Source organism: Spirillospora sp. NPDC046719, from assembly GCF_040645715.1.
Classification (GTDB): Bacteria; Actinomycetota; Actinomycetes; order Streptosporangiales; family Streptosporangiaceae; genus Spirillospora.
In genome coordinates, this window is sequence record NZ_JBEYYT010000276.1 from 1 (window position 1) to 12,890 (window position 12,890).

The 12,890-nt window shown below is 71.5% G+C and carries 14 protein-coding genes and 1 tRNA gene; 8 read left to right on the forward strand and 7 right to left on the reverse strand.

Going from position 1 to position 12,890, the window contains the following annotated elements; genetic code table 11:
* Positions 1-19: 19 nt before the first annotated feature.
* Positions 20-433: a VOC family protein gene (locus ABZ914_RS34265; protein ID WP_433146542.1), complete on the reverse strand. Its 414-nt coding sequence runs from the start codon at positions 431-433 to the stop codon at positions 20-22.
* Between the two features lie 128 nt (positions 434-561).
* Here ABZ914_RS34265 and ABZ914_RS34270 point away from each other — a divergent pair, with 128 nt between their 5' ends.
* The 3 genes from ABZ914_RS34270 to ABZ914_RS34280 all read left to right on the forward strand — a co-directional run bounded on the left by ABZ914_RS34270 (position 562) and on the right by ABZ914_RS34280 (position 1,921).
* Positions 562-1,434 (forward strand): sigma-70 family RNA polymerase sigma factor, encoded by an 873-nt coding sequence (locus tag ABZ914_RS34270; RefSeq protein WP_500198351.1) that lies wholly within the window; start codon positions 562-564, stop codon positions 1,432-1,434.
* On the forward strand, positions 1,431-1,556 hold the full coding sequence (locus tag ABZ914_RS34275; protein ID WP_500198352.1) for a VOC family protein: 126 nt from the start codon (positions 1,431-1,433) through the stop codon (positions 1,554-1,556). The genes ABZ914_RS34270 and ABZ914_RS34275 overlap by 4 nt, the downstream gene beginning before the upstream one ends.
* A gap of 161 nt (positions 1,557-1,717) precedes the next feature.
* Positions 1,718-1,921 (forward strand): DUF7489 domain-containing protein, encoded by a 204-nt coding sequence (locus tag ABZ914_RS34280; RefSeq protein ID WP_500198354.1) that lies wholly within the window; start codon positions 1,718-1,720, stop codon positions 1,919-1,921.
* 22 nt (positions 1,922-1,943) lie between these two features.
* On the opposite strand, the gene ABZ914_RS34285 is transcribed toward ABZ914_RS34280, so the two are convergent.
* Positions 1,944-2,351: a DUF4440 domain-containing protein gene (locus ABZ914_RS34285; protein WP_433146550.1), complete on the reverse strand. Its 408-nt coding sequence runs from the start codon at positions 2,349-2,351 to the stop codon at positions 1,944-1,946.
* Positions 2,352-2,402: 51 nt separating this feature from the next.
* On the opposite strand from ABZ914_RS34285, the gene ABZ914_RS34290 reads away from it, so the two are divergent.
* Positions 2,403-3,053 carry a TetR/AcrR family transcriptional regulator gene (locus tag ABZ914_RS34290; RefSeq protein ID WP_500198355.1) on the forward strand — a complete coding sequence of 217 codons (651 nt, stop codon included), beginning with the start codon at positions 2,403-2,405 and terminating at the stop codon, positions 3,051-3,053.
* A gap of 195 nt (positions 3,054-3,248) precedes the next feature.
* Complete coding sequence (locus tag ABZ914_RS34295; RefSeq protein WP_500198356.1) at positions 3,249-4,697, forward strand: beta-N-acetylhexosaminidase; 1,449 nt, start codon at positions 3,249-3,251, stop codon at positions 4,695-4,697.
* A 3-nt stretch (positions 4,698-4,700) separates the two neighbouring features.
* Here the strand turns inward: ABZ914_RS34295 and ABZ914_RS34300 are convergent, their stop codons facing one another.
* From ABZ914_RS34300 to ABZ914_RS34320, 5 genes are all read right to left on the reverse strand, one after another.
* Positions 4,701-5,687 (reverse strand): MBL fold metallo-hydrolase, encoded by a 987-nt coding sequence (locus tag ABZ914_RS34300; protein ID WP_500198358.1) that lies wholly within the window; start codon positions 5,685-5,687, stop codon positions 4,701-4,703.
* A 161-nt stretch (positions 5,688-5,848) separates the two neighbouring features.
* Positions 5,849-6,307, reverse strand: coding sequence for a hypothetical protein (locus tag ABZ914_RS34305; protein WP_500198359.1), 459 nt, complete (start codon positions 6,305-6,307; stop codon positions 5,849-5,851).
* A 129-nt stretch (positions 6,308-6,436) separates the two neighbouring features.
* On the reverse strand, positions 6,437-6,736 hold the full coding sequence (locus ABZ914_RS34310; protein WP_500198360.1) for a hypothetical protein: 300 nt from the start codon (positions 6,734-6,736) through the stop codon (positions 6,437-6,439).
* 207 nt (positions 6,737-6,943) lie between these two features.
* Positions 6,944-7,309, reverse strand: coding sequence for a MerR family transcriptional regulator (locus ABZ914_RS34315; protein WP_500198361.1), 366 nt, complete (start codon positions 7,307-7,309; stop codon positions 6,944-6,946).
* Positions 7,310-8,058: 749 nt separating this feature from the next.
* Positions 8,059-8,144, reverse strand: a tRNA-Leu gene (locus tag ABZ914_RS34320).
* Positions 8,145-8,265: 121 nt separating this feature from the next.
* On the opposite strand from ABZ914_RS34320, the gene ABZ914_RS34325 reads away from it, so the two are divergent.
* The 3 genes from ABZ914_RS34325 (at position 8,266) to ABZ914_RS34335 (ending at position 12,857) form a co-directional block, all read left to right on the forward strand.
* A complete protein-coding gene (locus tag ABZ914_RS34325) occupies positions 8,266-9,576 on the forward strand; it encodes a M20/M25/M40 family metallo-hydrolase (RefSeq protein WP_500198362.1) in 1,311 nt (436 codons plus the stop codon).
* A 100-nt stretch (positions 9,577-9,676) separates the two neighbouring features.
* Entirely contained in the window at positions 9,677-10,447 is a 771-nt protein-coding gene (locus ABZ914_RS34330; RefSeq protein ID WP_500198363.1) for a hypothetical protein, read from the forward strand.
* 133 nt (positions 10,448-10,580) lie between these two features.
* On the forward strand, positions 10,581-12,857 hold the full coding sequence (locus tag ABZ914_RS34335) for a chaplin family protein (protein WP_500198364.1): 2,277 nt from the start codon (positions 10,581-10,583) through the stop codon (positions 12,855-12,857).
* Positions 12,858-12,890: the final 33 nt, after the last annotated feature.

Genomic DNA, 12,890 nt, shown 5'->3' on the forward strand with positions numbered 1-12,890 from the left:
CCGGGACCCTTACCGGTGGCTACTCCGCGTACGGCTGGTCCTTGCCCTCGGCGCTGTAGGCCAGGCTCCAGATGTAGCCGTCCGGGTCCGCGAAGGTGCCGCCGTACCCGCCCCACGGCAGCGCGCCGGCGGGCTTGAGGACGGTGGCGCCGGCCTTCTCGGCCTCCGACATGACCTCGTCGACCCGCGCCTCGCTGCGGACGACGTACGTGAGGACCAGCCCGCTGAAGCCGCTGCCCTCCGGGCTCGTGCCCACCTGCTCGGCCAGGCCCTCGCGGCCGTAGAAGCCGACGGGCGAGGCCCCGTCCGACTCGAAGAACACCGAGATGCCCCAGTCGTCCTTGATCTTCCAGCCGAGTCCCTCGGTGTAGAAGCGCTTGGCCCCGTCCATGTCCTGGACGCCGAGGAGGATCGAGCTGACGTGCGCCTTCATGCCTGTTCTCCCTTGTGTTCGCGTCGGCGGCGACCGCCGCGGACCGGCCGGTCGGACGTCCGGACGTCACATCGGCGCGGTCCCGCCGGTCAATCGGTATGACAGGACCCGACGGAGGAACGTGACGAATGGTCCAGCAGGATTGGCTGAGCGAGCAGTTCACCGAGCATCAGGACCGGCTGCGCGCGGTGGCGTACCGGATGCTCGGCTCGGCCGGCGAGGCCGAGGACGCCGTGCAGGAGGCGTGGCTGCGGGTCGGCCGCGCCGACACCGGCGGGGTGGAGAACCCGGCCGGGTGGCTGACCACGGTCGTCGCCCGCGTCTGCCTGAACATGCTCGAAGCGCGCCGGGCGCGGCGCGAGGAGTCGGCCGGGGCGCTGCCGCCCGAGCCGGCCGCGCCGGGGCCGGGCGCCCGGCCGGACGTGCACGACCACCCCGAGGATGAGGCGCTGCTGGCCGACTCGGTCGGCGTCGCGCTGACGGTGGTGCTGGACACGCTGGCGCCCGCCGAGCGGCTCGCGTTCGTCCTGCACGACGTGTTCGCCGTGCCGTTCGGGGAGATCGGCCCCATCATCGACCGCTCCCCGGTGGCGGCCCGGCAGCTCGCCAGCCGGGCCCGGCGGCGGGTGCAGGGGGCGGCCGAGGCGTCCGGCGCCGCCCGGTCCACGAAGAAGGAGATCGTCGCGGCGTTCCTGGCCGCCTCCCGCGGCGGGGACTTCACCGCCCTGCTGGAACTGCTCGACCCGGACGCCGTGGTCAGCGAGATCCGCGGCGCCCGCGAGGTGGCGGCGTTCTTCGCCGGACGGGCCCAGGGCGCCCGGCTCGCCCTCGTCGACGGCGTCCCCGCGGCGGTCTGGACCCGCCACGGCCGGGCCATGGCCCTCTTCTCGTTCACCGTCGCCGACGGAAGGATCACGCGCATCGCCATCGACGGCGACCCGGACCGGCTCCGCGACCTCGACATCGTCTACCTGCGCGCCAACGGCACGGAACGGGAATGAACCGGTCCGCGGCGGGCGCCGAGGTGATGCAGGAGCCGGTCGACCGCCCCGGCGGCGTCCGCGACTGCGCCTTCCTCGATCCCTCGGGCAACATGCTGCGCTTCACGGAGCGGCCGCGTTGACGGCCTGCGACCTTGGTCGGGGCCGTCCGGCGTCTCAGCCTAAAGTCGCATCCGCAGGACCCGACGTGCGGCCGATGCCTCCCGTTTCGCGGCTCCTTAGCCTGGTCACAGGAAGTAAGGAACGCATCACCAAGGGCGGGCATATGTTCAGGTCACGGCGAATGCGCAAGAACGAGGCGTGGGAAGGCGTCGTCACCGCCAAATCCCGCAACATGCCGGACGGGTCGAATCTCTACCACTATCTCGAGGTGGCCTTCACCGACGGCAAGACCAAGAAGATCCGCGTCAAAGGGGCGCTCTGGGACTCGCTGCGCGCCGGCGACCGGATCGTCAAGCACCCCGGCTCCGACCCGGCGAAGAAGTAGCGGCACAGGCCCTCACCTGGTGCTATACGTCGTCCCAGGCGGCCGCGCTCATCTTCCAGCCGCCGGGTGTCCGGATGAACTGGGTCGTTTGGCGGCCGGCGCCCTCGAACCATTCGCCGTCGCGGTAACCGGACTTGCCGTATTCGCTGAACCGCTGCGCGATCGAACCGAAGATCTCGGTCCGCTCGGAGACCTCCCATTCGGAGAACTCGGTCAGCGTCCCGTCGGTGAGCATCCTTTCGCGCGGGGCGATGAACGTGTCGAGGTCGTAGATCACGGTCTCGCCCCCGACGTTCTTGATGATCAGACCCTCCGGGATGAACACCTCGCGGACGACGGCGAGGTCCGGCCCCGTGCCGCCGGTGTTGCCGAACGCGCCGAAGAGCGCGCGCATGAGCCCGTCGAGCTCGGCCTTGACGTCGGTGCCCAAGGGGGCCTCCTCATTTCCGTAACGTCTGTTATGTGAATGTACTCTGGCGGCATGCCGCGCCACAAGGGAGATCACGAGGCCCGGCGCCGGGACGTGTCCGCGGCGGTGTGGCGGGTGCTGGCCGCGCAGGGGTTCGGTGGCCTGACGCTGCGGGCGGTGGCCACCGAGATGGGCGCGACGACCGGCCTGCTCACGCACTACTTCCCGAGCAAGAAGGACTTGGTCGCGCACGCGCTGACGCTCTTGGACGAGCGCAGGACGGCGACCCGGAGGGACGACGACGGGCCAGGCGGCCTCGCCGCGCTGCGCGCGATGCTGCTGGACATCCTGCCGTCCACGCCGCAGGCCGCCGCCGACAACCGCATCTGGGTCAGTTCGTGGGACGCCGCGTTGGCGGATCCCGGCCTGGCCGCCGGGCATGCGGACCGCTACGCGCGCTCGCGCGAGCGGATCCGGCACCAGGTGAGAGAAGCGCAACGCCTGGGCGAGCTGCCGTCCGCCGACGCGGACGATCTCGCGGCGGCGATCCTGTCGTTCACACTCGGCCTCGTCGTGCAGGCCCTGTTCAGCTCCCAGGAGTTCCCGCCCGAGCGGCAGATCCGGATACTGGACGGCTACCTCGCCGCGCTCGCCGCCCCGGCCGGAAGCGGTCCCGCCGGACCGGACGGCATCGAGCGCGGAACCGTCGCACCGGAGCGGTGACCTCGACGCGCCTCGTCCCGCATCGTGTCCCTGGCCCTGTCGCCGGGCGGGCGAAGGCCCGGCGCGCGCCCGACCGTCTCCTGGCAATTGGACGACTTCTATGGGGAAACTGAATGCGTGGCGCCTGAGCTGAACTTGATACCAGCCCCGGACCGGGTCGAACGGACGGGAGGGGCCGGTCCTTTCGGCGGGGATGTGCGTACCGACGTCGATCCGTCGCTGGGGCTTGAGGTGTACCGGCTCACCGTGTCGGCCGACGGCGCCGAGATCGTGGGCGGTGATGAGGCGGGCGTCTTCTGGGGCCGCCAGACCTTGCGTCAGATGCTGGGGCCGGAGGCTTTTCGCCGCGCCCCAAGCGCGCGCGGGCCGGTCATGGTGCCGTACGTGACCATCGAGGACCGGCCGCGTTTCGCTTGGCGAGGCTTCATGCTCGACGTCGCGCGGCACTTCCTGCCCAAGGACGATGTGCTGCGCTACGTCGACCTGCTGGCCGCCCACAAGCTCAACGTGCTGCACCTGCATCTCACCGACGACCAGGGGTGGCGCGTCGAGATCCGCCGCCACCCCCGGCTGACCGAGATCGGCGCCTGGCGGCGGCGCACCCGCCTGGGCTGGGGGGAGCCGGCGCTGTGGGACGAGCGCCCGCACGGCGGCTTCTACACCCAGGACGATCTGCGCGAGATCGTCGCGTACGCGGCGGAGCGGCACGTCACCGTCGTGCCCGAGATCGACCTTCCCGGCCATTCCCAGGCCGCCATCGCCGCCTACCCCGAACTGGGCAACGACGACGTCGTCGACACCGCCGCGCTGGAGGTGGGGACCGGCTGGGGCATCAACCGCAACGTGCTGGCCCCCACCGACGCCGTGATCCGCTTCTATGAGGACGTCCTGGAAGAGGTACTGGCGGTCTTTCCCGGCCGGTTCGTCCACATCGGCGGCGACGAATGCCTCAAGGACCAGTGGCGCGAGTCGCCCAGGGCCCAGGCGCGCATCGGGGAACTCGGGCTCCGGAACGAAGAGGAACTCCAATCGTGGATGATCCGCCACTTCGCCTCCTGGCTCGCCGCGCGGGGGCGGCGCCTCATCGGCTGGGACGAGATCCTGGAGGGCGGCCTGGCGGACGGCGCCGCCGTCATGTGCTGGCGGTGGTACTCGGGCGGGATCGCCGCCGCGGAGGCCGGCCACAGCGTGGTGATGTGCCCGCAGCAAGAGGTCTACCTCGACCACGCCCAGGCCCACGGCCCTGAGGAGCCCGTGCCGTTCGGATGGGTCCACACGCTTGAGGACGTCTACCGGTTCGAACCCGTACCGCCCCGGCTGACCGGCACCCCCCACGCGGACAACATCATCGGCGCGCAGGCCAACCTGTGGACCGAGGCCGTCGAGAACCGCGGCCGGGTGGACTACCAGGCGTTCCCCCGCCTCGTCGCGTTCGCCGAAGTGGCCTGGTCGCGGCTACCGGGCCCGGACGATCGCGACTTCGAGGACTTCGAGCGCCGGATGAACCGAGCGCACTACGCCCGCCTCGACGCGCTGGGCGTCGGGTACCGCCCGCCCGGCGGCCCGCACCCCTGGCAGCAGCGTCCCGGCATCCCGGGACGGATGCACAGCAAACCGCGCAAGACCTGGCGGATGGCGAACTGACCCTCAGAGCCCGCCGTGCTGGTGCTGCTCGGGCAGGCGGCTTTCCGGGTGCACCCACAGCAGGACGTTGCCCGGCCGCCCGCCTTCCATCTCCTCCCACTCCCGGCGGAAGAACGCGAGGATCTCCCGGTCCGAGTAGCGCAGGCTGAAATGGGTCAGGACGAACAGGGTCCGCGGATGAGCCTCGATCACCGGCCTGAGCCGGCTCCACACCGTGTGCCCGACCCGGTTCGCGCGATCCGATTCGGCGTCGTCCAGGAACGTGCACTCGGTGATGACGACCGGATAATCGAAGAGCCACGGATTCCGCTCGAACACGTTCACATGCGTGTCGCCGAGGAACGCGAACAGCGGCCGGTCGACCACCCCGTCGACCTCGACGCCGTCCTTGCGCCGCCGGGCCATGATCTGCCCGAATTCCTTGCCCCGCCCCTCTTCCGCGAGGGACCGCCGCAGCTCTTCGAACTCCGGCAGCAGTGCCTTGCGCCGCTCCGAGAACGCATATCCCACACAGGGCACCTTGTGCTCGCACTCCACGACCCGCACGTGGTGCCCGCGCCGCCCGAAGACGAACTCATCGCCCTGCCGCACGCCGTGCAGGCGGTGGCCTCGCGCCAACGCCGGGTCGAATCCCGGCCCATGGTTCAGTTCGGCGGACGCACGCAGGTAGGACTCCACGTAGGGCACCGCCTCAGCGGGCAGGTAGATGTCCACGCCGGACGCCTTGGACGCCAGGAAATCGAGATCCTTGGAGTGATCGTGGTGCGTGTGCGTCAGGAAGACCGTGTCCACCTGCCGCCCTTCGCAAAGCCCCGCGTCGAGGCTGCACCGCAGCTCGGGGATGTGGAAGAAGGTCTTGTCGTTCGCGCGGGAGTAGCCGGTGAGCGTCAGCTCGGCGCCGGGAATCCGCCATGTCTTCCACTGCCGGAAGGGGTGCCCCCGCTCAAGCGGCTCGGGGTGCTCGGGCAGTAGCTCCGGGAACCGCGTCATCGAGGGCGCCTTTCCATGAGCAGTCGTGGACGGCGCTTCCCCGCCGCGGTCGAACGCCGCAAGCGTAATGGCCGATCCGCCCCCGGGCGCACTGATTTAGTCCAACGAAGAAGAGCCCGGCCCGAGGTGCATCTTCCGAGCCGAGCCCTTCACATCCTCGACTAGCCGCAGTGCACCTTCGTAGCGCCGCCCTGGTAGTAGACCGAGCCCCTCTTCAGCGACCCCACGACCGTGATGCAGCGGCCCTTGGCCCAGATCTTCACCGGCCCGGCGTAGGACTTGAAGTTCTGGTTCTTGCCGAAGCCGTCGGTGACGGTCTTCTCCGGCGCGTGGTTCTTCCTGTCGTACCTGGCGAGCAGCACGGTGATGTGCGAAGCGCCCGATCCGCTGGCGCGGACGATGGCGCAGTTCTTCCCGTTGCCGGCGTTGTAGTAGAGGTCGGCGTAGCCGCCGACCTTCTTGCCGTGCTTGATCGGGAAGTGGTTCTTGCCCTTGAGGTAGCGGTATCCCGCGCCGCACGAGCCGGTCGCCGCGTCCGCCGGAGCGGCCACCGCGCCGACCCCGGCGCCGGCGATGCTCGCCGCCAGGACGGTGGTGGTGATCTTCGCCATCAGTCGCATCTCTTGACCCCTCGCCATGGCCGGACCGAAGCCCGGCCCTCTATGTCCAGGACAGACAGTCCCGGGGGCGAAGCAGGGTGCAAGAACGGATCTAAGCCTCCACACGGGCTCTACGTCATCGCCGCCTTGTCAGCCGCTGAGCTTCGCGAGCAGCGAGCGCAGGTGAGGTGCCGCGGCGTTCTCCTGGCCGCGCTTCACCCACGCCGCGATGTGCTCGCTGACCAGCTCGGCGAGGCTCGCGCGCTCGTCGTCGCTGAGCTCGACCGTGGTCGTGGTGCTGGTCCGGCGGTCGTAAGCGGCGAAAAGGATGTCCCCGACCGCCTGCTCGGCCGCAGAGGGCTTGCGGTTGCGCTGAGCATGCCACGCGACGCTGTTATTGACGACGCCCCAGCCGTACAGGGCCTCGTAGTTGGTGAGCTCGAGCCTCATGGGGGCCGTTACCTCTCACTACAAAGGTGTAGCCATACCCTATGCACGCACTCTATGCAGGTGCGGCCACCCCGACCGGCCGGACGACCCGCCCTCCGGGAGCCGCTCTCGAAAGACAAAACGCCCGCCGGAAGAATCCGCGGGCGTTTCACCTCGACGACGACCATTGATCCCGACACTGCACCGGATCAGCGGAATCCGCCGAGGTCAGCCCTCTCCGGCTTCCTGGGCGGGATTCCGGTCGAGGCGTTCTTGTAGTTGGGCGTTGATGCGCTGGGCTTCGGCGAGCTGGTCTTCCAGGATGATGATGCGGCAGGCCGCTTCCAGGGCGATGCCCTGATCGACCAGGTCGCGGGCGCGGTGCGCCAGGCGCAACTGGTAGCGGGAGTAGCGGCGGTGGCCCCCGGCCGAACGTTGCGGGACGAACAGCTTCGCGGCGTCCAGGCCGCGCAGGAACCCGGGAGTGACGCCGAGGATCTCGGCGGCCCGGCCCATGCTGTAGGCCGGGTAGTCCTCATCGTCCAGCTTGTCTTCGAGTTCGCTGTCGGTCTCGGGGCCGGGGGTGCTCGGCACCGGACCGGGCTCGGCGGGGTGCGGATCACGGTGTGCTGGCCGGGTACCGGGCTGAACCGGCTGGGGTGCTCTCATAAAACCTTCCGTACTGTTCGTCGGGTGCACATGCGTCAGTGCCGGATCCGCCCGGGGAGAACGACGATGCCCCGGCGCCTGATAGCGGCGCCGGGGCCATGAGGTACAACACCATCTATCCGGCACTGCGGCCGGGTGTCTTCCGCGCTGACCTGTTCTGGCAGCGGCGCTGGGATCGCGGATGCGTGACCGTCAGCCACCGTCCGATGCGTGGGGCTGCGGTACCCGTGCGGCGTGACTGAGACTGCCTGCGACGGGCGATCCCGATGGTGCCGAGATCCTCCTTCCAGGTTCTCTCTACCGGTGTTTCCTGCGTCACCTGTGCTGTTGCCACTTGCCTTCGTGCTGCCGGCGGCCCGTTGGCCGCCGTCCGCGAGGCCGGCTGCCGGAGTCCCTTCCACTGCGTTGACCCCGGCACGCCCGGCCCGCGTCATCCATCTGTACGGGCAGTTCGTCCTCTGCCACGTCTCCTGGACTTGTTCCTCTTCGATGACAGGAACAGTACCCCACCTTGTCGAGGATATCTACCTCGATCACCACAGATTTTCGGAGATCCACTGGTGCGGTCGTCAGCGAAGGGTCGACGTACGCGCTGTTCAGCGCCAATGAAAAAAGCCCGACCCGAGATCCTTCTCTCAGGCCGAGCTCTTCGCATCCCCTACGGGGAAGTCCTGTGTCCGAGGGGGGACTTGAACCCCCATGCCCCGTGAAGGGCACTAGCACCTCAAGCTAGCGCGTCTGCCTATTCCGCCACCCGGACCGGTCGCAGGCCGCAGCGTGCTGCGGCGGGCTTCACCATACCAAAGGAGCCGAGTCGCGGCGAAGTCGATCGAGCGGGCACGATGGTGGGGTACGAGACGGCTAGCGCGAAGGTGATCACTGTGGCCCACCAGCCGACCGCTGAGGACGAGGTCGTCGGGCTCTGCCAGGAGCTGATCCGGATCGACACGAGCAATCCGGGAGATCATTCGGGACCCGGCGAGCGGGTCGCGGCGGAGTACGTCGCGGAGAAGCTCGCGGAGGTGGGGCTGGAGGCGCGGATCCTCGAGTCGCACCCGGGCAGGGCGAGCGTGGTCGCCCGGATCGAGGGGGAGGATCCGGGGCGCGACGCCCTCCTGCTGCACGGGCACCTCGACGTGGTGCCGGCGCGGAGGGAGGACTGGACGCGGGACCCGTTCGGCGGGGAGATCGCGGACGGGTGCGTCTGGGGCCGCGGGGCCGTGGACATGAAGGACATGGACGCGATGATCCTCGCGGTCGCGCGGCAGCGGCTCCGGGAGGGGCGCAGGCCGCCGCGGGACGTGGTGCTCGCCTTCCTGGCGGACGAGGAGGCCGGCGGGAAGTGGGGCGCGCAGTGGCTCGTCGACAAGCATCCGGAGCTGTTCGAGGGGTGCACCGAGGCCGTCGGTGAGGTCGGCGGGTTCAGCCTGACCGTGCCGGGCGACAAGCGGATGTACCTGATCGAGACGGCGGAGAAGGGCATCGCGTGGATGAACCTGACCGCCAAGGGGACGGCCGGGCACGGGTCGATGGTGCATCCGGACAACGCCGTGACGGCGCTGGCGGCGGCCGTGGCGCGGCTCGGCGAGCACGAGTTCCCGGTGCGGCTCACGAAGACGGTGCGGGCGTTCCTGGAGCGGGCGTGCCTGGCGTACGGGGTCGAGTTCGATCCGGAGCACCCGGAGGAGGCCCTGGAGAAGATCGGTCCGCTGGCGCGGATGATCGGGGCGACGCTGCGGCACACGCTGAACCCGACCCGGCTGGACGCGGGGTACAAGACGAATGTGATTCCGCAGAGCGCGACGGCTCAGGTGGACGGGCGTTTCCTGCCGGGGTTCGAGGACGATTTCTTCGCGACGGTGGACGAACTTCTCGGGCCGGGCGTCGAGCGCGAATTCGTGCATCACGACCACGCGGTGGAGACCGAGTACGAGGGGGCGCTGGTCGCGGCGATGGAGGCGGCGCTGACCTCGGAGGACCCGGGCGCCCTGCCGGTGCCGTACTGCCTGAGCGGCGGGACGGACGCCAAGTCGTTCGCGCGGCTGGGGATGCGGTGTTTCGGGTTCGCGCCGCTGAAATTGCCCCCAGAGTTGGACTTTTCCGGAATGTTCCATGGCATCGACGAGCGCGTTCCCGTGGACGGTCTGCGCTTCGGAGCGCGCGTTCTCGACCAATTCCTCGACCGGTCTTGAAATTCCCGTTGCCAATGCGATGTGTGGTGCTATCGTCACCGTTCGTAGGGACCCGCCCATCCCGTGAGGGATGGGCGGCGGTCGCAACGGAGGTCTCACGGTGGCGGGTGTCGCGGCGCGGACAGGGGCGGTCCCCGTCCTGCTGCGCCGTGCCGTCACAGGGCGGATCGTCCGGCGGCTGCTCGTCCTCGCCGGCCTGCTGATCGCGGGCTGGCTCCTCGGCGGCATGGCGCAGCACGCCACCGCCCGCGCCGCCGAGCTTCCGGCGCCACCCGTCCGGCCGGTGCCGTCCGTCCCGGCCGCACCGGCCGGTGAGGCGGTCCCGGCCACGTCGGCCACCGCCGTCGCGGACGGCGCTCCGGCGCTGGGCGGCGTGCTGAAGGCCCCCCGGACACCGCTCCCGTCGGTGGCCGGGGCCGTGAAGCACCGGACGCCCGTGCAGGCACTGGCGCCGGTCGACCCCCTGAAGCCGGCGCCCGAACGGTCGGCGCGAGCGGCGAAGGCCGCGGCGCCGGCGGAACGGGCCGCCGGTCCGCGGAAGGCGCACGGCGCACCCCGCCGCACGGCGAGGAGCGCGGTGGCGGTGCACCGGTCGCCGGGCCGGTCACAGGCGGTCTCCGGGACGCGCCAGGCGTCCCATTCCCGGCATCACCGTGCCATCGAGCGGCATCCCGCGCCTTTCCAGGCGCCGGGCCAGTCCGGCACGCATTCGGCGACCTGCGGCAGTGTTCCTATCGGTGCCGCCGCCGGCCTGCCGACGTTTCTCCCCTGGGCTCCGGTTCCGCCGCGAGCCTGCGTTCCGCGCCTTTTCGGCGCGGTTCCCCCGGCCGTCCGCACCGCTGCGGACGAGCCCTCTTTCGCGCCTGACTAATCCCTGATCAGAACGCTCCCGGCGTGGGCCCGTGCGGCTCGGGCCCGGTCGGAGCGTGCCGTCAGGCGTGTCCTTTCCCCGAGACCGAACCGCTGTCTCGGCATTCCCTTCCTCATCCCCCGAACGGAGCATCATGCGAACGTGGGCAAAAAGCACCGCGCGCACGGCGGCGCTCACCGCGAGTTTCGTCGCCCTCGGTGTCAGCGTCGTTCCCGCCAACGCCTTCGCCGACGCCACCAACGGCGACGGCAGCGTCCTCGGCGGCAACCAGGTCGACCTGCCGATCTCGGCGCCGGTCGAGGTCAGCGGGAACGGCGCCGGGATCGTCGGCAGCGGCCACGGCGCCTCCAATGGCGGCGCGTCCGTGCTGAACGGCGGCGGCGGAGGCGGCCAGCACACCTCCGGCAAGGGCGGCGTCGGCGGCGGCAACCAGGTGAACGCGCCGGTCTCGCTGCCCGTGAACGCCTGCGGCAACGCGGTCGCGCTGATCGGCAAGGCGGACGCGGGCTGCAAGGGCGGCTCGTCGGTGGTCAACGGCGGCGGGTCCGGCGGGCAGAAGACGTCCGGTAAGCACAGCGTCCTCGGCGGGAACCAGGTGAACGCGCCGGTCTCCGCGCCCGTGGACGTCTGCGGCAACGCCGTGGCGATCATCGGCAAGGCGGAGGCGGGCTGCAAGGGCGGCGCGACCGTGCACAACGGCGGCGGCGGCTCGGGCCACGGCCGCGGCGGGCAGACGACCGACGGCGCGCTCGGCGTCATCGCGGGCAACCAGGTCAACGCGCCGATCAGCGCGCCGGTGAACGTCTGCGGGAACGCGGTCGCGATCGTCGGCCAGGCCGTGGCCGGCTGCGAGGGCGGCGCGATCGTCAAGAACGGCGGGCACACCGGGGCGGGCCAGCAGACGTCCGGGCTGCACGGTGTGATCGGGGGGAACCAGGCGAACGCCCCGGTCAGCGCGCCGCTGGACGTGTGCGGCAACGCGATCGGCGGCGCCCTCGCCGAATGCGAGGGCGGCGCGTCGGTGCGCAACGGCGGGCACGGGTCCGGCGGGCAGAGGACGGACGGGGTGTCGAGCGTCCTCGGCGGCAACCAGGCGAACGCGCCGATCAGCGTCCCCGCGACCGTCTGCGGCAACGCCGCGGCGCTGGTCGGCCGGGCGGGCGCGTACTGCGAGGGCGGCGCGCACGCGCGCAGCAGCTCCGGCGGCGGCCAGCACACCTCCGGCACCGGCAGCGTCGGCGGCGGCAACCAGGGCAACGCGCCGATCACCGCGCCCGTCGACGTGTGCGGCAACGCCGCCGCGGTCGTCGGCGAGGCCGCCGCGCACTGCAACGGGCAGACGCTGGTCCAGGGCCCGCAGGGGTCCGGCGGTGGGACGTCCGGGAACGGCAGCGTCGGCGGCGGGAACCAGGCCCACGCTCCGGCGAAGGCCCCCGTGGACGCGTGCGGGAACGCCGGCGCCGTGGTCGGCCGAGCCCTCGCGCTCTGCCAGGACGGCCCCGGCTTCGGCGGGTACCACCCCTATGCCCGGTCCGCGGGCCAGAACCCGGCCCCGCTGCCGGTGAACCCGCACCTGCCCGTCCTGCCGAAGCCGCCCGCCACCGCGAACCACCGCGACGGCGGACCGGTCGGCCTGCCCGCGACCGGCTCGCCCGCGGCCGGGCTGCCGGTGACCGGCCTGCCGGACGCCGGCCAGGCCCTGTCCGGGGTCGTCGGGCAGGTGAACGGCGTGCCCGCGACCAAGAGCGTCCCGGTGTCGGACGTCCTGTCCGCGACGAACCTGCTGCCGGACGCCGGTGCGCAGCGGACCGCCGCCGCGCAGCGGACCGGTGCCCCGTCCCTGGGCCCGGTCGCCGCCTCGCAGCTGCCCGGCGTGCGGAGCCTGCCCGTCCAGGGCTCGCTGCCGACGGTGAACGCCCTGCTCGGCGGCGCCATGGCGCCGAAGATCACGCCCAAGGTCAACGGACTCGCCGCCGGCAGGCGGACCGCCGGCACCGGCGGCAACGGCATGACGATCGCGACGCTGCCGCTGAACCCGGGCGCGCTGACCGGGAACGCCGGGAAGGCGCTGCCCGCGGCCCCGGTCGTCCCGGTGGCCCCGAACGCCCGCACGTCCCGCTCCGGCGACCCGCTGCCGCACACCGGCCTGCCGGGGACGAACGCCGTCAAGCTGCCCAAGACCGGCGCCGTCAAGCTGCCCGTGGCGGGGAAGGCCGCGCTGCCCGCCGGGGCCGTCCAGGCGCCCGGGACCGTGAAGGACCTCGGCCCGGTCCGGACCGTCGCCGAGCGCACGCCGATCGCGCCCGCCGCCGAGGACGGATCGCTGTGGGTGCTCGGCATGGCGGCGATCGCCGCGGCGTTCGCCGGCGCGGTCGCGCTGACCCGCCGCCGGCGCCCCGCGCGCGGCTGACCGATCCGAATCCGCGGCCGGCCGGTTCCCGCC

What these genes read in the sequence shown, in the direction of transcription:
- ABZ914_RS34290 (WP_500198355.1), top strand. Translation starts at nt 2,403, where the DNA reads ATGCCGCGCCACAAGGGAGATCACGAGGCCCGGCGCCGGGACGTGTCC.
- ABZ914_RS34305 (WP_500198359.1), bottom strand. Translation starts at nt 6,307, where the DNA reads ATGCGACTGATGGCGAAGATCACCACCACCGTCCTGGCGGCGAGCATC.
- ABZ914_RS34335 (WP_500198364.1), top strand. Translation starts at nt 10,581, where the DNA reads ATGCGAACGTGGGCAAAAAGCACCGCGCGCACGGCGGCGCTCACCGCG.
- ABZ914_RS34265 (WP_433146542.1), bottom strand. Translation starts at nt 433, where the DNA reads ATGAAGGCGCACGTCAGCTCGATCCTCCTCGGCGTCCAGGACATGGAC.
- ABZ914_RS34280 (WP_500198354.1), top strand. Translation starts at nt 1,718, where the DNA reads ATGCGCAAGAACGAGGCGTGGGAAGGCGTCGTCACCGCCAAATCCCGC.
- ABZ914_RS34300 (WP_500198358.1), bottom strand. Translation starts at nt 5,687, where the DNA reads ATGACGCGGTTCCCGGAGCTACTGCCCGAGCACCCCGAGCCGCTTGAG.
- ABZ914_RS34275 (WP_500198352.1), top strand. Translation starts at nt 1,431, where the DNA reads ATGAACCGGTCCGCGGCGGGCGCCGAGGTGATGCAGGAGCCGGTCGAC.
- ABZ914_RS34270 (WP_500198351.1), top strand. Translation starts at nt 562, where the DNA reads ATGGTCCAGCAGGATTGGCTGAGCGAGCAGTTCACCGAGCATCAGGAC.
- ABZ914_RS34310 (WP_500198360.1), bottom strand. Translation starts at nt 6,736, where the DNA reads ATGAGGCTCGAGCTCACCAACTACGAGGCCCTGTACGGCTGGGGCGTC.